Source organism: Shewanella sp. 10N.286.52.B9, assembly GCF_002873635.1.
Classification (GTDB): Bacteria; Pseudomonadota; Gammaproteobacteria; order Enterobacterales; family Shewanellaceae; genus Shewanella.
The window spans coordinates 1-20658 of the sequence record NZ_MCTY01000216.1; the positions used below are offsets into that span (position 1 = coordinate 1).

11 protein-coding genes are annotated in these 20658 nt (G+C 40.4%); 6 read left to right on the plus strand and 5 right to left on the minus strand.

All coding sequences use genetic code 11. The annotated features are described in order from the left end of the window. Nucleotides 1–100: 100 nt before the first annotated feature. The 3 genes from BCU91_RS18130 (at nt 101) to BCU91_RS18140 (ending at nt 8224) form a co-directional block, all read left to right on the plus strand. Nucleotides 101–3139: a TonB-dependent receptor gene (locus BCU91_RS18130; RefSeq protein ID WP_102532074.1), complete on the plus strand. Its 3039-nt coding sequence runs from the start codon at nt 101–103 to the stop codon at nt 3137–3139. Between the two features lie 63 nt (nt 3140–3202). Beyond that, the gene (locus tag BCU91_RS18135) at nt 3203–6826 is read left to right on the plus strand and encodes a VCBS domain-containing protein (protein ID WP_102532075.1); all 3624 of its coding nucleotides are present in this window, start codon (nt 3203–3205) and stop codon (nt 6824–6826) included. Nucleotides 6827–7306: 480 nt separating this feature from the next. Continuing rightward, on the plus strand, nt 7307–8224 hold the full coding sequence (locus BCU91_RS18140) for a neutral zinc metallopeptidase (RefSeq protein WP_102532076.1): 918 nt from the start codon (nt 7307–7309) through the stop codon (nt 8222–8224). A gap of 133 nt (nt 8225–8357) precedes the next feature. Here BCU91_RS18140 and BCU91_RS18145 read toward each other — a convergent pair whose 3' ends face one another. Together BCU91_RS18145 and BCU91_RS18150 are read right to left on the minus strand one after the other, a co-directional pair. Next, nucleotides 8358–9239 carry an NAD(P)-dependent oxidoreductase gene (locus BCU91_RS18145; RefSeq protein ID WP_102435635.1) on the minus strand — a complete coding sequence of 294 codons (882 nt, stop codon included), beginning with the start codon at nt 9237–9239 and terminating at the stop codon, nt 8358–8360. Between the two features lie 604 nt (nt 9240–9843). After that, the gene (locus BCU91_RS18150) at nt 9844–12828 is read right to left on the minus strand and encodes a TonB-dependent receptor (protein WP_102532077.1); all 2985 of its coding nucleotides are present in this window, start codon (nt 12826–12828) and stop codon (nt 9844–9846) included. A 300-nt stretch (nt 12829–13128) separates the two neighbouring features. Between BCU91_RS18150 and BCU91_RS18160 the strand changes: the two genes are divergently transcribed. Continuing rightward, nucleotides 13129–14070, plus strand: a complete 942-nt coding sequence (locus BCU91_RS18160) for a kelch repeat-containing protein (protein ID WP_102532079.1) — start codon at nt 13129–13131, stop codon at nt 14068–14070. 159 nt (nt 14071–14229) lie between these two features. On the opposite strand, the gene BCU91_RS18165 is transcribed toward BCU91_RS18160, so the two are convergent. Both BCU91_RS18165 and BCU91_RS18170 read right to left on the minus strand, forming a co-directional pair. Then, on the minus strand, nt 14230–14727 hold the full coding sequence (locus tag BCU91_RS18165) for a lactoylglutathione lyase family protein (protein WP_102476877.1): 498 nt from the start codon (nt 14725–14727) through the stop codon (nt 14230–14232). A gap of 520 nt (nt 14728–15247) precedes the next feature. After that, a complete protein-coding gene (locus BCU91_RS18170; protein ID WP_198590500.1) occupies nt 15248–17272 on the minus strand; it encodes a S9 family peptidase in 2025 nt (674 codons plus the stop codon). A 292-nt stretch (nt 17273–17564) separates the two neighbouring features. On the opposite strand from BCU91_RS18170, the gene BCU91_RS18175 reads away from it, so the two are divergent. Continuing rightward, a complete protein-coding gene (locus BCU91_RS18175) occupies nt 17565–18827 on the plus strand; it encodes an amidohydrolase family protein (RefSeq protein ID WP_102532099.1) in 1263 nt (420 codons plus the stop codon). Nucleotides 18828–19135: 308 nt separating this feature from the next. Continuing rightward, a complete protein-coding gene (locus BCU91_RS18180; protein ID WP_102532081.1) occupies nt 19136–19858 on the plus strand; it encodes a hypothetical protein in 723 nt (240 codons plus the stop codon). Between the two features lie 4 nt (nt 19859–19862). Here BCU91_RS18180 and rsgA read toward each other — a convergent pair whose 3' ends face one another. Continuing rightward, nucleotides 19863–20426, minus strand: a complete 564-nt coding sequence (gene rsgA, locus BCU91_RS20625; RefSeq protein WP_347230787.1) for a ribosome small subunit-dependent GTPase A — start codon at nt 20424–20426, stop codon at nt 19863–19865. Nucleotides 20427–20658 lie beyond the last annotated feature (232 nt).

The window sequence follows — 20658 nt, forward strand, 5'->3', positions numbered from 1 at the left end:
ATAAATATAAGAATTTAATGGCAGTAACCTGCTAGCAATAAAAACATATACCAATATATGGCATTAACATGCTTATTAAAATACTAAGGGGAAGTACGGTATGTCGACGAAATTAAGTAAAAAAACAAAACCCATCCATAAAATAGGGAAGTTCAAGCTTTCACCTATAGCAAAATGGATGAAGCTTGCTGCATTTACTTCTGTAACCAGTTCTTTTGCATTTTCGGCAATAGCACAAGAAGCAGAAACTGAAAATCTAGATAAAGTTGATAATGATATAGAAGTTGTTGTAGTTACTGGTACACGTAGAACAATTCAAGACCAAATTGCAATAAAGCGTGAATCTACCACGGTTGTTGACGGTTTATCTGCTTCAGATATTGGTGATTTACCTGCACTTTCAATTGGTGAGGCGCTAGAATCATTAACGGGTGCATCATCTCACCGTGAAAATGGTGGTGCTACTGAAATCAGTATTCGTGGTTTAGGCCCATTCTTAAGTGCCACTCATATCAATGGCCGTGAAGCGACCAATGGTAGTGGTGACCGTTCAGTTAACTTTTCTCAGTTCCCATCAGAGCTGATGCAGAAAGTGGCTATTTATAAAACACAAGACGCTTCAATGATTGAAGGTGGGGTTGCCGGTGTTATTACCCTGGAGACACTTAAGCCTTTAGATTTTGCTAAGCAACGTTTTCAGGCTGAAGTAAAAGCTAACTACAACCCAGACCAGGCAAACGTTGACAACTCACTTCAAGATGATTTGGGCTACCGTGGAACACTCAGTTATGTTGACCAGTTTGAGTTTGATAACGGTCAAGCAATTGGTTTGAGTGTAGGCTTTCAACGTCAAGATATTAGCCAGCCAGAAGCTGAATATAGAAGCTCAAGCCCAACGGGTTCATCTTTGTGGGCATGTTTGAATGATCCAACCGATACCAATACCGGTTTTTTCCGTAGCTCAGCGGGCGATTGTGAAGATGGTGTAGATGGTTCGAGTAACCAAGGCTACAATAATAAAATTGATCCAGAAACAGGTCTTGCAGTCGATGATGGCAGGGAATACGCATGGACTGGCTCAAGCCGAAGCTTCCGTCAAAATGAAACATCTGATGAAAGAGACGCTTTATTCTTTGCTCTACAATACCAACCCTCAAATAAATGGGATATCAATTTTGATGCGCAAATTTCAGATCGTACCCAAGCAGAAGCGCGTCATGATTTAATCTTCTTACAAAAGCGCGTTACACCGGGTGTAACGGGACAGAATCTGATCACAAACGATGTTGGCGGTATTCTACATTGGGAAGGTGAAGAACGTATCGAATCTGCGGGCGAGCAATTTTCGCGTGAAGAAAATTATCGTGGATATGGCTTGAACGTTGAACATTTTTTCTCTGATGATCTAAAGATTAGTCTTGACCTTGGCTATTCTAAAACTAGCCGTGAAGAACTACAAATAACAAACCGAGGAAGAACGAGCTCTCGTCCTTTCTTTTCTTGGGATTTAGGTGAACATATTCCTCATTTCACAGTTACTGATTTTGATGTGACTGATATTTCCAATTTTACTGATAGCCTTCGTACTCGTATCGACAGAGAAAATGTCCGCGACAACGAAATTATGGGTGCACGCCTTGATATTGATTATATTCTAGACGGTGATTTTTTTAGTGGCGTTCAAGCTGGCGTTCGCGTTTCTGAGCTAACATATGTTCAATTTGGTGGCACGAACGGTAATGGCTCAAGAACTACATTTAATTTAGATGAATCTGCAACATCGGCCATCGACGTACTTGAAGGTTGCCAAATAGCCTTCCCTGAGACTGATTTTTTATCTAGTGTTTCTGACGGTGATATTATCACCCATGTTGACAGTTCAGGTAATGTGATAGAAAGCGGTACAGGCGCTTCGTGGGCAACTTACAATAATGAGTGTTTCTCTAAAGCAGTAGCAGCATCACAAGGCGGCGAATTCGCATACCCAGAGGTTACATACGAGAATACGGGCACCATTGACGTAACAGAACAAACTACCTCTGCTTATGCAATGCTTAACTACGACACTGAAATGTTTGGTAAATTTATTCGTGGTAACTTTGGTGTTCGTGTCGTGAATACTGACGTTACTTCTATTGGTTTTAGAGACACTTTTGACACTGTCACTGATCCGGCGACAGGTGTGGTCGAACTAGTAGCAAACGGTAATATTAAAAAGATTGAATCTGGCGGTGATTACACTGAAGTACTACCAAGTGTTAACTTAGTCGTTGATTATGATGATAATATTCTCCTAAGGGCCGGTATTTACCGAGGTATGTCACGTGCAGATCCTTCTGATCTAAGTTATAACCGTGAATTCCTAACCGATAACTCAGATGATCCTACATCAGTTGAAGACTTGTTAGTGGGGGCTCAAGGGGCTGGTAATCCTGAACTTCAACCATTAATGTCATGGAACTATGATGCTGCAATTGAATGGTATCCAAGCGATGACTCGATGGTAGCGTTAGGTGTTTACTACAAGCAATTCAATGGCGGTTTCCAACAGCAAACACAGTTAGAGACGTTTATCGTTGACGGTGTGGAAGTTTCTTTACCTATTACTAATTCAGTCACTACTGACGAAAGTAGTGACCTTTATGGTTTCGAAGCGTCATTTGCGTATCGTTGGGATTTAGGTATTGGTGTGAAGCTTGGCTATAACTGGGCAGATACAAACTATGAGTTTGAAGATAGTAACTACGGTAATACCTTTACGACTGATTTAGATGGCGTTGTTGTTCAGGATAAAGTAGGTATTGTTCCTCCAGCCTCAGTACCAGGATTTTCTGAGCATGTATTCAATGGCCAGATTTACTATCAAATAGGCGATTTTGATACTGCGCTTATCTACAAGTATCGTAGCGAATACTTCCAACCATACACTTCTAACGGCACAAGACTGCGTTATGTTGATGAGGCAGGTACTTGGGAAGCTCGTGCTGCATACAAAATCAATAAACACGTTCGTGTTAAAGTTTCAGCAATTAACTTGTTTAGTGAGCCTCGCAGTGATGACTTCTATACCCAAGGTAACTTGGGTCAAGTAAGTGATTACGGTCCACGCCTGTTCGCAGGTGTCAGCTTTAAGTACTAGCCAAGTATAGTACTTAAATAAAACAAGCTAAATTTGGAAAAGAATCTTTTTGGAGTCATAAAAATGAATAATAAATCCTTTATACCGCTCATCATTGCGACAGGTCTATTAGGTTGTGGCGGTGATGACGGTGCTGAACTAAATGGAAATACTCGCGGTAGTATAGCAATAACCGGAAGCAATTTTATCGCTGGCGAAACAATCTCTGCAGCAGCTACTGATGCTGACGGAATTATAGCTGATACACTTACTTACGTATGGTCAACAGGTGTTATTGGTACATCCATCACCATTACTGAAGCCGATGAAGGTTCAGTCATTTCTGTTTCTGCTAATTATACTGATGAGGCAGGTTTTACCGAAGGTGTTGGTGCATCTACACCTACTATCAATCCAACCTTAAATGTTTCTGCTAGCATTATTAAGGGCCCTATTGATGGTGCAACTTGTGACATATTTGAAGTTGATGATAGTGGTGCTGCGGTTCTTCCTGCACAAGCTGCTGCAACCTCTGATGTTTCAGGTGGCGTTACATTTAGCGACGTACACTTCGAAGGTACAGGTTTAATTGCATGTACTGGCGGTACTTATACGGACGAATCAACAGGTTTAACCTTAGATGCTCCTCAACTAAGATCTGTAGTGAATGTAGTTGAAAATAGTGTTCAGACTGATGAAGATGGGAATCCAGTTTTAGATGACATGGGTGAGGAAGTATTAGTATCACCACCTACTTATGTTGTTTCTCCGCTAACCGAAATGGCTGTTCAAAACGCGGGTAGTGATTTAAACCAGTTTGCTGACGAAGCTGAAATAATTAATGCTCGTTTTGGTATTCGTTTTGATACAACAGAAGTGCTTCCTACTTTAGTTGGTATTGTTGAACTTGGTACTGATGGTGCTGAAGATGCTGATAGATATGGTTCTGTGCTAGCGCTACTATCACAAGTTGATGCAGACAACGCAGACGCAGATTTATCTACCGTTATGCAAGATCTTGCTAGTGACGTCGCTGATGGTTCTTTTTCTGAAGAGTCTTTAGTTACACTTGAGACAGCACAAATTAATTTGCAAACTACTTCACAAGTTGCTGATTCAGTTGATGAAGCGTTACTTGACGGAATTGGAGCCGCTGTGGGTTATAACAATGACCCTGTTGCAGCAATCATCGAAGGTGAATTGGGCGGTACTGTTCAACATACTGCTACGCTTCCATTAACTGGTTCATTAACCATTATTGATCCAAACTTTGAAGAAGATGCTTTTGTTGCGCAAACTGATGTAGCACTTGATTATGGTACATTTAGTATCAGCGCTAACGGTAGCTGGTCGTATACAGTTATGACTGCAAACGAAACTCTGGCTAGCCTTGAGTTAGGTAATTCTGTGTATGATTCAATCACTATCGCTTCTATTGATGGTACCACTGCTGAAATTAATATTCGTGTTGCTTCGCTTACTCAGGTTGTAAAAATAAGCGATACAGGCGGCGATACGGGTGAGATTAGATTTAGCGTTGATAACCTTCGTCAAGGTAAGCTGAGTGCATCTTTATCTAAAGAGGTTGCTCTTGGTAGTGATGGAAATATTAAAGATGCTTATATTACGCTTTATGGTTCTTCTGGTAGTTCTAGTGAATCGTTAATGGATTTACGTATTCAAGGCGAGCAATCTACACTTAACGAAGACGGTTCTGAAACTACAATAGACCCTCGTTTCTTTGTTCGAAATACTGACAGTGACGCTTACCCTGGAAATTTAATCACTGCACCATTTGTTGAAGAGCAGTTTTATGATGTAGAGATCACATGGGACTTAGATGCAACAGAACAAATTACCGTGACTATTGATGGTGAAGTGATTGGTGGCGGTTCTTTCTCTACTGCAGCGGTTGTTGACTCTGATTATACAGGCTTAGACCAGTGGTTCGCTGATGGTGTGAAAGCTATCCAATTTAGATTCGGTGATAATGATAGAACGATTCCTTTTGGTTCTTTTTATGTTGATAATATTGAGGTATTTTCTGATACAGCTGGCACAACAAGTATATTTTCAGATGACTTTGAAGGTTATGATGCAGGCGAAACTTTAGATGGTACAGACAGCAAGTATGGCTTAGCTATTTACTCAGAAGTTATCGTATTTGATGCAGGCGATGGCACAGTAGAACCTACGCCAGCAGTATTTTTTGATTTAACTGGAAGAATTGCAAGTAATGAGGCAACGGCAACAGGTGCTGTAAGTGTACTTGACCCAGATGTTGGCGAAGATTCTATTGTTCAGACAACCTTAATGGGTACATACGGTACATTATCAATATTAGATGATGGCTCATGGACCTATACCCTCGATACCACTGACGCCACGATTGCTGCACTTGTTGTGGGAGAAAGTGAATTAGATACCTTTACGATTGAATCTTTTGATGGTACTACCGCTGAATTAGCAATCACAATTACTGGTACAGTTGTTGTTGCTACTGGAGATAATAATGTCGCTAGAATGGCTGATACCTCAACAGACGCTGATGCTGAATTACGTTTAACAACAGACCCACTTGCTGAAGGCTCTATTTCTACAACCCTTAAGTTACAAGCCATTGCTGGCTTTACCGCTACAGATGGTGTTTCTGAAGATAATACTGCTTATATTAGTGTTTACGGAGGCTCTGCTTCTTCAGGTAACTTAACGGGCGAAATTGTCTTTACTAATGATGGTACTGTTAAATACCGTGATGCAAATAAAGATCAGCAAATCATTGATGGCTTAACGTATACAGATGATACTGATATTGATGTAGTGCTTGAATGGACTGCAACAGGTTATTCTGTGTCAATTGATGGTGGCACAACGTTCTACGGCCCTTATGTTGCCATTAATACGGGCAGTGCAACACAAACCTATCAAATTCGTATTGGTAGCTCTTCGAAAGAGTCAGCAAAAGAATTATTAGCTGATGACATCGTCATTGCTGATGATACAGGTTCGGCAGTTCTGTCTGAAGACTTCGAGATATTTGCTGAAGGTGAAGATTTAAGCACGACTTATTCAAGCTCTGCTGAAGCAACCGTTATGACCATAGCGGGAAGTAGTGTAAATAAAGTTGCCAGAATGGCTGATACAACAACAGACGCTGATGCTGAATTACGCTTAACAACGGACCCACTTGCTGAAGGCTCTATTTCTACAACCCTTAAGTTACAAGCCATTGCTGGCTTTACTGCTACAGATGGTGTTTCTGAAGATAATACTGCTTATATTAGTGTTTACGGAGGCTCTGCTTCTTCAGGTAACTTAACGGGCGAAATTGTCTTAAGTAATGATGGCAGCGTTAAATACCGTGATGCAAATAAAGATCAGCAAATCATTGATGGCTTAACGTATACAGATGATACTGATATTAATGTAGTGCTTGAATGGACTGCGACAGGTTATTCTGTGTCAATTGATGGTGGCACAACGTTCTACGGCCCTTATGTTGCCATTAATACGGGCAGTGCAACAGAAACCTATCAAATTCGTATTGGTAGCTCTTCGAAAGAGTCAGCAAAAGAGTTATTAGCTGATGACATCGTGATTGATGATGCAACAGATACGGCGGTTCTATCTGAGGACTTCGAAAGTTATGCTGTGGGTGACGATCTAAGTACGACTTACTCTGGTTCTGCCGAAGCAACAGTGCAATAAGGCTAATAAACTTGCAGTTGTAAATTAATGTTTTAAACAATGTGTTAAAAATGCCGCTTATTGATAGCGGCATTTTTTGTTCTTATTTTGTAGACCAAAGTGTGCTATTTGAATGCGACTTTCGCTCTTTTAAAGGGTTAGTTGTATCCAACATTTAGCTTAGAGCTAATTTTATTGGGTTATTTTGTTAAACTCGATAAGTTGGCAGTATCAACTGATCAAATGAACCGCTTTCTATCTCATCAATTTTAAACTTATCTGGTTAGCCGAAACTTTTCTAAAACGCTAGGCTAGTTTAACTATGCTATGTTTATTGGTGCTGTGGTTGCGGCTTTCAGCAGTCTTTGTCGTTATATAGTCATTAGCCTTTAGTAACTAAAAAGTTAAGAGTGGGTAGGGCGTTCAGGCTTCCAATCTAGTTGAAAATGGCATTAATGATTTCTTTAAAGTGTATGTTTGTAATTATGTCGGGGTAGCGTTATGCGTTGGCGTGGAAAGCGTAAAAGTAGCAATGTAGAAGATCGTCGTAATACGCAAGTCTCAGGTGCTGGTGGCTTTGGCCGAGGTGGCGGGGGCATTTTACGACTGCTACCGATGATATTTAAGGTGCTTGGGTTTAAAGGAACCGCAATACTGATTGTGGGTGTGGGCGCTTACGGATTATTTACCGGCAACCTAGGTAATATGTTAGGTGGACTTGGGCTACAACAAGAAACCTCTACAGGTGTTTCTACCGCGCCATTAACTGAAACCGCAGCAGAAAGAGAGCAGGTTGATTTTGTAGCGGTTATTCTTGCGGACACGGAAGAAACTTGGGGCAGTTTATTTCAGCAGCGGGGCATAACCTATCAAGAACCCAGCTTGGTGTTGTTTCGTGATGCGGTAAAATCTGCATGTGGTATGGCACAGTCTGCTATGGGGCCATTTTATTGTCCTGCAGACCAACAAGTTTACATTGACCTGAGTTTTTTTGAGCAATTAAAAAATCAGTTCAAAGCGCCTGGTGATTTTGCCCAAGCGTATGTGATTGCCCATGAAGTAGGTCATCACATTCAAACTCTGCTGGGGATATCCAGTGAAGTTCATGCCGCTCGCAGTAAGTTAAGCGCAGTTGAGGGCAATAAGCTGTCGGTTAAGCAGGAATTGCAGGCGGACTGCTTTGCTGGTGTTTGGGCAAATCATGCCAATAATAGCCGTCAGTTACTTGAAACGGGTGATATTGAAGAGGGCTTAACTGCAGCAAGCGCTATCGGTGATGATACCTTACAAAAACAATCACAAGGCCATGTCAGCCCTGACTCTTTTACCCATGGCAGCTCGGCACAAAGAGTGAAATGGTTTCAAGTCGGTTTTGCCAGCGGCAATATGGAAAGTTGTGATACCTTTAAAGGCAGTTAGAGAAAAGAATGTCGAGTATTATTAAGCGAGTGAGAGTTTAATTGAAATAAAAAAGCCGTTGATATTCAACGGCTTATTAGCACCTAGCTTATAAAACGTTTAACTTATAAGCTAACGATAAGTTAATGTCGAATTACTTCTCTAGTTTAGTGAAGTAGTCGAAGATAACAGGTACGTCATTTTGACCAAGGCCAGCATCAACACCTGCTTGAAGTGCTTTAGACGTTCCTTCAGCGATTGGTGACTCAGTACCTAAGTCAGAAACCATTTGTAAAAAGTAACCAAGGTCTTTGTTTGCATTGGCAACCGAGAAACCTAACTTCTCTTCGCCATCGACAGCATAGAACTTAGTGAACTGCATGAATGGTGAGTTAGAAGGGCCAGCAGACATAATGTCGAATAATTGCTGACCGTCAACACCTGCCGCTTTTGCAACTGCAAACGCTTGAGACATCGCTGTAACAGTAGTCATACCAATGAAGTTATTGATTAACTTAGTTGTGTGACCTGCACCTAATTTACCTAGGTGGAATACGTTTTCACCTTGCTCTTCTAAAACAGGTTTAACTTTGTTGAATGTGTCGATGTCACCAGCAGCCATGATGTTTAAAAGACCATCTTTAGCGTGAGCAGGAGTACGTCCAAGAGGCGCATCGATCATGCCACAGCCTTTTTCGGCAAGCGCTGCACCAATTTTGATAGTAGAAGCAGGGATAGAAGTTCCGAAGTCTACTAATGTAGTACCTTCTTTCATTCCGGCTAGAACACCATCTTCACCGTATACAATTTTTTCAACAACGGCAGACGTTGTTAAACAGAATTGAACGATATCAGAAGCCGCTGCTAATTCTTTACCAGAAGTGAATTGGGTAGCATTGCCACGAGCAAGAACTGCATCAACTGCATCTTGGTTAAGATCCATAACGTTAACTTGGTAACCACGTGTTTGTAGGTTTTCAACCATGTTGCCGCCCATAAGGCCAAGACCGATGAATCCGATGACTGGTTTTGTCATTTCTAACTCCTAAATATATTGATATATGCTTATCTGAATTGAAAGTTGCTCACCTTAATATGAAGGTGGGCAATGTTATTTATATAAAAAGTGCTCTAGAGCTCAGGCTAGTTAACTTATTAGCTCTATTTAAGAATTAACTCTTTATCTATTAATCGCGTCGTGTTTCTTAACATTAGATGTCGTTTACAAGGCTTTTATATCGCCCAATACTCACTTACCAATTTGTATTACAATATGGTAGGTATAGTCGTTACCTTTGTCAACCAAACACTATTTGTTCTCTTGCAAAAGTGTGACTAAAAAAGGGTTGGCTGTTATTTTGAGCAAAAACACTCGAAAATGAATTTTTGTGTAACCTAAATCTCATTAATGTTTTTATTCAACTACTTGCTCTGTTCTGCTTGTGTATTGAACGTGTCATTACTGAACAGTTAAGTGCTAAATATATTTCGGTATAAGACTGAAAGTCTATAAAGCAGAGCTTTTAGTCTTAATCGGAATATTGATTAATCTACATTTTGTATTATCTATGTGACCTTTAATTTGTCTTTTATGAGAAAAGAGCCTATCAACTGATAGGCTCTACATTACCATGTTCTCATTAGAACTTAGCGCGAACACCGACAGTGTAGCGACGATCCGCTTCACTGTATTTCCACACTGAATCCAGTTCAGTGGTGTATTCAATTGGTTCGCCTGTGAGGTTTACCACATTGCCTACAATGGTGAAGTTATCATTGATATCCCAACTTGCTGAGAAATCAAGTTGACCACGTGCTTCACGGTAGTTATTACCAACAGTTGCATCATAATTATCAGAGGTAGGATCATTTTGGTTAAAGACGTTATAACCTAATGCGCCGACAGTTTGAACACGTTTTTCTGCTTGTGAGTATAAGTAACGGTCACGCCAGTTGTACGCTAAACGGAATTGCAATCCCTCATTTTCCCAGTAAATTTGTCCATTCGCGGTGTTTTCCGAAATGTTCAATAATGGGTTACCATCAGGTTGTTCACTATCTGCATAGGTGTAGTTGGCATTGACACCGAAGCCAGACCATAAGCCTGGTAATGAGGTAAATTGTTGTTGGTAACCTAGTTCAATACCTTGAACACTACCACTACCACCGTTAACATCAGTGTCGACCACAATACCTGTTTGGCCTGCAGCTTTTTGAGCATCAACATAAGCTAAGCCTTGATCTTCTGTAGCAAAGTTGACATCACCTTGGCTTTGACCTGCTGTATCAAGTAAACAAATGTTGCCCCATTCAGTGGTATTTTGTCCTGAAACCGTATTGGCATCAGCTAAACAGCTACTGTCGGTTTGAGTAAATGAGTTAACATCTTTGTAGAATAATGCTGCTGAAACGATACCGCCGTTACCAAAGTAATGTTCTACTGAAAGATCATATTGTGTAACACGGTAAGGCTCTAACTCGTATGAACCTTGAGTACCAGTCACTAAAGAGTTATCAATAGTTAACGAAGGGCTTAGTTCATCAAAGTCAGCACGGCGCATCACTTTTGCCGCTGCGAAACGTAATAAAGTTTCTTCAGTTAGGGTATATGTGACGTTTAAACTCGGTAAGAAATCTGAGTAATCATTTTTACCGGTATCAAGCACTTTATTACCGTTGGCATCGACTGATGCAACCACGCTTGATTCTAAGTCAGTTTGAATATAACGTCCGCCGACAACAGCGGTTAAATCATCAAAGTCTAAGTGAACTTGTGCGTATATAGCGCTGGTTGTTTCATTAATCTCTTTATAGGCACTTGAATCTTCGACCATATTATCGGCTAAAGTACCGTTCATTGCATATGATGTATCTTGCAACATCTGTTGAACTAACGCATAAGTTTGTTCGGTATTTTGCAATTGGTCAGCGTCATATACATTATATGTCAACATATCATTTTGACCGGCAATGCCTGTTTGGTCGAATGAGTTACTCATGTTAACCACATTCATGCTGTCGCTAAGCAGTGGGTTGTCAATCCAAATAGGGCTATATAAACCATCAGCGTTGGTGGCTTTTTTATATGAGTCCTTAAGGGTAGTGCCATTAGGTTTTAGGTCAAAACGGTTAGCAGAGTAATCTCTGTCAGTAAAGCGTACACCTGCTTTAACAGCTGAAACCCAATCGACACCAACATCAGAAATCTTAAAATCAAATCGAAGTGCTTGTTCTTCATTCTCAGTTTCTAAGGTTTTATGGAAAAACTCACGGAAAACTAAGTTATCAGGATTGGTTAGCATGCCATTATCAGCATAGGTGTAACCTGGGATACCACTGCCACTAAATGAACTACTCGTGCTGGTATGAGTGACTAGGTCAAGGGTTGGATCTGTACGTTCGATTGGACGTAAATTAAATTCATTGGCGGTTTGTTTTTCTTTTGACTTTGATAATGAATATTCGGCTGAAAGTTCAATATTATCAGACAGAAACCACTCACCTCCAATGGCATGTGAGGTTGAGTCTGATGTGGTAAAGTCACTCCATGTTTTAGGAATAACTAACACGCCATCTAGATCGTAATTGTGTAGTTGGCCATTGCTGTCATAGTAAGAGTCATCTCTAGCAACAGTACTACCACCCACATCAAGAATTGAATATGCTGATTGACCACCGTCTAACTTGGTGCCGTTTAAATCAAGGTAAATATTGGCGTTGGCACTTTCTGGTTCCCACTGTAGTGAGATACCCACAGCTGTACGTTCACGTTCTTCTGTTTTTTGTTCTGCCGTTGTTTGGGTTCTACGCAGGTATTTACCATTTGGTCCGCCAGAATCATCGACTGTACCATCACCATTGATATCAATATTGTCTAGTAAATCAACTTTATTGAAGTACTCATCACGGCGTAATTCACGGTCTAAGTAAGATAAGTTAGCAGAAGCACCAAACGTACCGGCACTGCCTAAATCCCAATTATTACCCAGTCCCAATGTGAAGTTAGGAGCAATATTTTCTGTTTTATCTGCGTATTCACCATCAAGAGTAATAGCCACTAATGGCTCACTCAGTTCGAGTGGGCGAACCGTTTGCATATTAACTGTGCCGCCTAACGCACCTTCAATCATGTCAGGTGTTGGCGACTTAATGACTTCAACTGTTTTTAAGAAGCTTGAAGGGAAGTCGGATAAATTAATACCGCCACGACCAGGGCCTGCTGTAGAACGGCCGTTTAGTAAAATAAGGTTTTCTGATACGCCACGAATGGTAACTGATTCACCCACACCAAAATCTGTTGCTATTGAAACACCCGTGATACGTTGTAGCGCTTCTGCAATATTGTTATCAGGTAACTTACCAATATCTTCAGCGACAATCGCATCAACAATTCTATCATCGGTACGTTTTAGTAGATTAGCTGCTTTTAAACTACCAAATATGCCACGAACGGCAATGACTTCAATTTCGTTTGAGTCGCTAGCGTCTGCATTTGTCTGGGCTTCAGGCTCTGCTGCCATTGCCGACATTGATAACATTGCCGTTAATGTTGCGCCAAAAATACTAATATTATTTGCTTTACTTCTAGCCCCAGTAAACATCGAACTTATTTTATTCAGCTTCATATTTCCCCCCAAGAAATCATTAATTTTTGTATGACCAATTGCTGTTCTTTTAATCGGTTGATACATTTATATAACATGTTACCAATAGTCGCAACCATTATTACCAAAATATTAACTTTGTTATACCAAAGTGTATGCTGGTAGCCGTAATTTTTGTAAGTCAGCTGAATAAGGAATTGTATAAAGGAGCGGTTATAATCAGAATAGCTTGAATTTAGGTAAATGAAAATTAGGTAACTCATTGACGGTGAAAGGATACTTCAATATTCTACGGCCTTCATAATTTAATGGATTAAAGACATGATGAAGCCAAAAATTAATTTTCTATTACTACCGATACTTATTTTAATGATTCTTAGCGGTTGTAGTAGCAAACCTGTGTTACACCCTGAGCCCATTACCTTGACTAGCGCTCGATTTGGTCATGCCGCAGTCAATGATGGTCAAAACATCTATGTATTGGCAGGGTCTAACAGCACAGGTTTTCTTTCCGACATTGAAATCATTGAGCCTATATCAGGTAAAAAGCAGGTGTTAGCGAATAAACTAATCCCAAGAAGGTTTTTTTCTGCGGTTTGGGATGGGCAAGAGTCAATTTATATTATTGGTGGTGTCAGCTTTGAGGCCCAAAAATTTAGATATGAACACCGCGTAGAAGTGTTTAATACCGTGACCCACCAAGTTAGCTTTGCCAAGCCGTTACCTGCACCAACAAGACGTAATAGTGCGGTTTTATTTAATGGAAATATTTATGTTGTTGGTGGTTCATACCTTAAAAATGGTCAATTCGCACCGAGTGGCTTAGTCGCTGTGTTAAATGGTGAGACACAAGGCTGGGTTAGAGCGGCCAATATGCCAACCACGAAAGAAACTAGAGCAGTGGTTCATGATGGTTATATCTATGTGGTGGGTGGCTATGATAATAAAAACTCATTAACAGCTTTTGAAAAATATGATCCGCAATTAAAAAAGTGGCAATCATTACCCGCTTTACCTGAAGCTATCAGTGCCCATTCAATGTCAGTGGTTAACCAAAAGCTGTTTGTATTTGGGAGTTATGACAATTTGACATTAACTTACGCATACGATTTTGTCAGTGAGCAATGGATGAAGATTGATATTGGTTATCAAGCCAGTAGACATAATGCAGCGACCACACTCGGTGACACCACTTATGTGATTGGCGGCAATACCGACATAAAAGGTCAATATCTGAAAGATATACAAGTCTTTAAATTGTAGTTTTAGCGAATGTAAGCTTATTCAGGCTGTTCACAGTTGAAATCAATCATGCCCCATCAATGGCTACTTTTTAAAGGTTTAGCGGACGGGGCATGTTTGAACTATCTACAATGGTCGATAACTACAGCTGATAACCCGCCTTTTAAAGCTTGATAGTCGCTATTTATAAGCACCATCAGAGTAGGTTAGTTCATAGCTATGTGAGTATATTTCAAGGATATTCCCGAACGGATCTTCCATGTATATCATGCGATATGGTTTTTCACCTGGGTAATAAAAACGTGGTTTTGCCATACGTTTTTTACCACCAGCAGCAACAATTTTTTCTGCAAGCCCTTCAACATCAGGATCTTGTACACAAAAGTGGAACACGCCGGTTTTCCAATATTCAAAGTTATCTTTTGGATTTTGCTGATTTTTAAACTCAAAAATTTCAACTCCAACTCTATCACCAGTGGATAGATGAGCAATGCGAAAGTGTTCCCAACCACTCCCAAATACATCAGTACACATTTCACCAATGGCGGAGTTATCTTCTTTAATTTCAGTGGGCGCCATAATGAGGTACCAACCTAATGTCTCGGTATAAAACTTTACCGCGGCTTCAAGATCGGGCACTGATATACCGATATGGCTAAACGTACGTGGATATGTCATCTGTGTTCCTTATCATATGAGAATTGGCATAGTTTATTACTGCTCAAATATAGCCAAACTATAGAAAGTTGCACTGAAGATACGGCTGAAGTGGTTTATTCGATCAACAGAAATCATTTAGATAAGGTGAACTAGGCTAAGGAATGCGTGTATGGAAGGTTATCGCTCTGGTATATAAATAAAAAGCCAGCATATTGCGGGGCAAAATATGCTGGCTTTATTGTGTTGCAGTGATTATCTAAATTGTGGTTTGTTTATTGATTTAGTTTTCAACTTGATACTTTTCAAACCACCACAGTATATGAGCCACTTTCGACATTCTAAACTGTGGTTTGTTTATTGATTTAGTTTTCAGTTTGATACTTTTCAAACCACCACAGTATATGAGTCACTTTCGACATTATAAACTGTGGTTTATTTGTTGATTTAGTATTAGTTTTCAACTTGATACTTTTCAAACCACCACAGTATATGAGTCACTTTCGACATTCTAAACTGTGGTTTATTTGTTGATTGAGTATTAGTTTTCAACTTGATACTTTTCAAACCACCACAGTATATGGGCCACTTTCGACATCAAATTACTGGGCCTTTTATAAATTCCATGGGGCGCATCAGGAATTCGCACCATAGCAGTATCAATATTGCGTAATTTAAGCGCTTGATAAAACTGCTCAGTTTCAGCAATAGGTGTACGTTGATCTGCTTCACCGGTTAATAGCATTGTTGGGGTGGTGACATTACCCACATAGCTGATGGGTGATAATTTCATGTAATGGGCGCTGTCTTCCCACGGCATTTTCTCGAACCAGTTTTTAATCACAAAAGAGTAGATATCAGTTGTTAATACAAAGCTATACCAATTGATTACCGGTTTTGCGACCACAGCCGCTTTAAATCTGTCAGTGTGCCCCACAATCCACGCTGTCAGTACGCCGCCACCAGAGCCGCCAGTAACAAATAATGCATCTTCATTAATCGCATCTTGTGCGATAACGCCATCAACCACAGACATTAAGTCATCATAATCTTGGCTTGGGTAGTTATTATGGATTGTTTGAGCAAACTCTTTACCGTAACTGTCACTACCGCGGGGGTTAGCGTATACCACTACGTAACCACTTGCCGCCATCAGTTGTACTTCAGCTGAAAAGTGCGGTCCGTAATTGGTGACGGGTCCACCGTGGATTTCTAAAATTAGCGGGTATGTTTTGCCGGCTTTTATACCTGCTTCGTAACCTGGTGGGTAAGCGACCCATGCTTGAATATCGCGCTGATCAAATGAAGATTTAACATTGAGCTCTTTAATGGTGGCCAAGGTTTTGTAATTAAGGGCGCTATCGCTAAGGCTGGTTAACTGCTTAGTTTTGCCTTTTTTAGTAATGGCGACATCAGCAGGGCGTTGTGGATTTGAATAGGTAAAGGCAATGGTGCCATCTGCAGCTACATCAAATTGACTACCTGTATATGGGCGGCCAAATGCTAATCCACCAAGGTTTTGTGCCACTACCTTACGTTTGCCGTTAAGGGGTTGATAGGCAACATAGGTTTCGCCATGGTCATGGTAATTAAAGTAAACTGCTTTACTGTTATCAGCCCATTTTATGCTGTTAATTGAACGGTCTAAATTGGCGGTTAATGAATGTTTACCTGAACCATCAATATTCATGATGTATAGCTCAGTATTTTCGTAATTTTTATGGTTTTGATCTGCACCTAAATAAGCAATATATTTACCATTTGGCGATACCATAGGGCTGATATCTGGGCCGACTCTATCGGTTAACTGAGTGACTTTTTTGGTATTGAGATCTAAGCGGTACAGATTATTATCAGTCCATTCTAAGTCACTTTCTGCGCGCTTATTACTTGAGTAAAATAGTTGCTTACCATCCTGACTCCAACTTAATTGGCCATTATGATCATAATCACCTGAGGTTAATTGACGCGCTGAACCGCCATCTGCTGACATCACAAATATGTGGCTATTTCCGGGTTTACTAAAGCCTGCACCATCAAAGCGGTAATACATATCATCAATATACACCGCTGGTTTGGCCCATTCAGCGCCTTTTGGCTTGCCCGGTAATGACACTACAGATTTTGGTTTGCTAGCAACAAAACGGGTAAAGGCTAGTTGCTTACCATTTGGTGACCAAGACAAATTAGCTGGCGAATGAGCAAAGTGACTCATTTGTGCAGTGTCTCCAGTTTCTAGCCATTTCATATGGATTTGAGGTGCGCCACTGGCAGTAGAAATATAGGCTAACTTGGTATTATCTGGTGACAGTGTTGGCGAGTAATCGACATGCAGTCCATTCGTCACTGGAGTGAGCGTTTTATTTTTATCGACCTTCCAAATATTACCGAGTTTTTTGTCCGTTTGAATGTCCATATAATTACGAACAAAAAAAACCTCATCGCCATCCTTGTTGATGGTAAGGCCTGATGCATATTGCAGATTGAAAACATCTTCTAATTGCAAGGTTGAGTCAGAGTCTTGCGCAAACACCATCATTGACGCAAAAGGGGCAATTAATAACATGCCAATGCTTTTATTGATTATATTCACTAAATTTAGTCCTTTTTGAGTTATTTTTAGCGATTTTAGAAAAGTCCTGTGCAGGTTTTTGTTTGCTAACACATGTATTTCATTAAACACCGAGTGAGTAAATTACCATATGTAGCGTAAATGACAAGCCGATGTGAATCGTTGTTTACATTTGTGGTAAATTGAGTATATTAAATGCAAATTAACTCTCTTTTAAATGGTTATAACAATGCTAACAACCACACCAGTCAATAAAAGTTTCTTTAAAGGTCTCTCGCTAGTTGCGATGTCTTTAACCAGTTTATTAACGCACTCTGTACTCGCTGACACCAAAGTAATACATGCAGGTGAGCTATTAGCTATGCCGGGTAAGGCGCCATTATCAAAGCAGACAGTGGTCATTAAAGATGGTGAGATTATCGCTGTAGAACAAGGGTTTATTGCGGCTTCAACCTACGGTAGTGATGCTCAGTTTGTCGATTTATCTGATCGCTTTGTGATGCCAGGTTTGATGGATATGCATGTTCATTTACAAATGGAATTTGGCCCGGATAATATTAGCGATACGGTTAAACTGTCTGATGCAGATATCGCAATGAAAAGTGTTCATTATGCTAAAACCACTCTGATGTCGGGCTTTACTACGGTGCGAGACTTACTCAGTGAACCAGAGCAAATGTATGCCTTACGTGACGGGGTCGAAAAAGGCTGGATTGACGGCCCGCGTATTATCGCAGCAGCGGGTGTTTCAATTACGGGGGGGCATTTAGATGTCGATGGCATGGCGCCGGATTTGTTAGCAATGAAGTCACCAATGACGATTTGTGATGGGCCTTTTGAATGCCGAAAAATAACCCGTGAAGCGATAAAATATGGCGCTGACGCTATTAAGGTCGCCTCTACTGGTGGGGTGTTGTCTGACACAAACACGGGTACTGGTCAGCAAATGACTGATAATGAATTAAAAGAAATTGTTGCTACAGCCCATGGGTTAGGGCGTAAAGTTGCCAGTCACGCACACGCTACGGCAGGTATCAATGCCGCACTTCGAGCTGGAGTCGACAGTGTTGAGCATGGAAGCTATGCCGATAAAGAAACTATCAAGTTATTCAAAAAAACGGGGGCGTATTTAGTTCCTACCCTACTGGCTGGTGCTACAGTTGTCGATATGGCTGAAACCTCAGACTTTATGTCAGCGCCTATCAAAGCCAAAGCGATTCGTGTCGGCGCAGATATGCTTGCCAATTTTGAAAAGTCTTACAAGGCAGGTGTTAAAATTGCCTTTGGCACCGACAGTGGTGTTTCTAAGCACGGTATTAATGCTCAAGAAGCAGTATTAATGCATCAAGCTGGCATGACCACCGCAGATATTTTAAAGTCCGCAACCGTTAATGCTGCCGATTTAATCGATATGAGTGACAAACTCGGCACCATAGAAACAGGCAAATATGCAGATATTATTGCTTTAGATTCAAGCCCGTTAGACAACATTTCACAGTTACTTGATGTGGGGTTTGTGATGAAAGGTGGCAAGATTTACAAGCAGTAATAACCTCAACGGTAAACATTGCATAAAAGGCGCTACGGCGCCTTTTTTCTTGCTACAAGCTTCTAAATTATAAGGATTCAGTTACATATCTGATATTTAGTACGTAACTGGAAACTTAACAATAGAATCATTTCTTAATGGTAATTCAAGTCGAGTGACTTAGTGACTTAGTGACTTAGTGACTTAGTGATTTTGTGACTTAGCCAACAAAGATTACCAAAAATGTTATTAGCCTCTAAACTAAAATAAGCGCTTAACGAGTTGTAATTAGCTTAGCTATATTCATCATTAAATAAAGGCAGGTAATAATGGCAAAAGATAAGCCAAGTTTTATTGAGCTATATGGGCACTTATATAACCCCGCTGATGGCTCAGTTAATCGAGCTGAGGGCTCTAATCATCAGGTTGAAGACCCTGGTAATCAAGTTAGCGGCGCTGTGAATTACACTGCGGTTAACGATAGTGGTCAATACACTAATCATTCTTTAGGGGTGTCTTTTACAAAACCTGCCGGTTGGCATTTTATGTCGTTAAAGCCGTTTACAGCATCGATAACTTCACAAGAACTTTCACAAAGTCGCTTTACCCAAAATCTTATTAATGGTGAAGATCCGATTGTAGTGATGTCGCAAATCAATGCTCAATATAGCCGCACCATGGGGCCTTCTATCAGTGTTTATGCCGAACCTTTTACTTATCAAAAAGGTGAAAGCTTGCATGGGTTAGTGAAAGGGTTTGAAGCCTTATACAAAAAAGGTTTAAAGCAATACAAGATCCTCAGCATCGCTAAAGAATTCAAAATAAATCAGTGTGACTCAATCGAATATACCTCACAGTTTTTATTTAAAGCGACCTGGGCGGAAAAACTCACTCGGAATCGGTGCCTTATTTCGGTGAATGAACCAATTATATTCACTTTTAATATGATTGATGTACCTAAAGATGAATTAGTAAATCCCGCTAATGATAACCCTTCACATGATGCCCAATATATATTTGATCAATTTAAAGCCAGTATTCGCTACTTTTGATGGTTTAAAAAGCGCCTTTTTTACGATTACGTGATTCAGACTGAACTGAGTTTATCATTTTGCCAAAGGCTTTATCTTTAGCCCTTTTTTCCGCTAAGGTGGCACCATTTAACGCTTGTTCACGCATAAGTTTTTGATAACTAGCATAGCGCCGAGCAGTAATTACCCCAGACTCTATGGCTGCACGAACCGCACAACCTGGTTCATTGGCATGACTACAATCAGCAAAACGACACTGCTGGGCTAATTCAGTAATTTCACTGAAGGTTTCATTTACGCCTTGCTCGCAAGCGCCAAGTTGTAACTCGCGCATACCTGGAGTGTCGAGTATTAAACCGCCTTGTGGCAAAGTCTTTAAGGCTCTAGAGGTAGTGGTATGACGGCCTTTGCTGTCATCTTCACGTATATCACTGGTTAATTGTGCTTCAAAACCCATAAGCCCATTTACTATTGTTGATTTATCTACACTCGACGAACCAAACATGGCAATGGTATTTCCCTGTTTACAACATGTATCTGAAGCCGAGAGTTGTCGTTGGTTTAAAACATTATTGGCATGCACCATCATGAAAGGAGCAAGGCTTTGCACTTGTTCCAATTTTTGTTATAAGTCATCCCAAAGATCTGCTTTAGTTTAAATAATTACCGGCTCAACTTGTGCTCCTTTAGTTAACGATTAATAGCCCTCTATGCAGCTTAGATTAAAATTTTTATTCGAAAAACACACAATTGACACTCACTGAAATCAATTATTATTCAACTTTACTGTCTGGGACTTTACGCTGAAATAACGACTGTCT

Bases quoted from the DNA above. Each gene is read 5' to 3' on its own strand.
- BCU91_RS18130 (WP_102532074.1), top strand. From the start codon at position 101: ATGTCGACGAAATTAAGTAAAAAAACAAAACCCATCCATAAAATAGGG.
- BCU91_RS18135 (WP_102532075.1), top strand. From the start codon at position 3,203: ATGAATAATAAATCCTTTATACCGCTCATCATTGCGACAGGTCTATTA.
- BCU91_RS18140 (WP_102532076.1), top strand. From the start codon at position 7,307: ATGCGTTGGCGTGGAAAGCGTAAAAGTAGCAATGTAGAAGATCGTCGT.
- BCU91_RS18145 (WP_102435635.1), bottom strand. From the start codon at position 9,239: ATGACAAAACCAGTCATCGGATTCATCGGTCTTGGCCTTATGGGCGGC.
- BCU91_RS18150 (WP_102532077.1), bottom strand. From the start codon at position 12,828: ATGAAGCTGAATAAAATAAGTTCGATGTTTACTGGGGCTAGAAGTAAA.
- BCU91_RS18160 (WP_102532079.1), top strand. From the start codon at position 13,129: ATGATGAAGCCAAAAATTAATTTTCTATTACTACCGATACTTATTTTA.
- BCU91_RS18165 (WP_102476877.1), bottom strand. From the start codon at position 14,727: ATGACATATCCACGTACGTTTAGCCATATCGGTATATCAGTGCCCGAT.
- BCU91_RS18170 (WP_198590500.1), bottom strand. From the start codon at position 17,272: ATGTTATTAATTGCCCCTTTTGCGTCAATGATGGTGTTTGCGCAAGAC.
- BCU91_RS18175 (WP_102532099.1), top strand. From the start codon at position 17,565: ATGTCTTTAACCAGTTTATTAACGCACTCTGTACTCGCTGACACCAAA.
- BCU91_RS18180 (WP_102532081.1), top strand. From the start codon at position 19,136: ATGGCAAAAGATAAGCCAAGTTTTATTGAGCTATATGGGCACTTATAT.
- rsgA (WP_347230787.1), bottom strand. From the start codon at position 20,426: ATGATGGTGCATGCCAATAATGTTTTAAACCAACGACAACTCTCGGCT.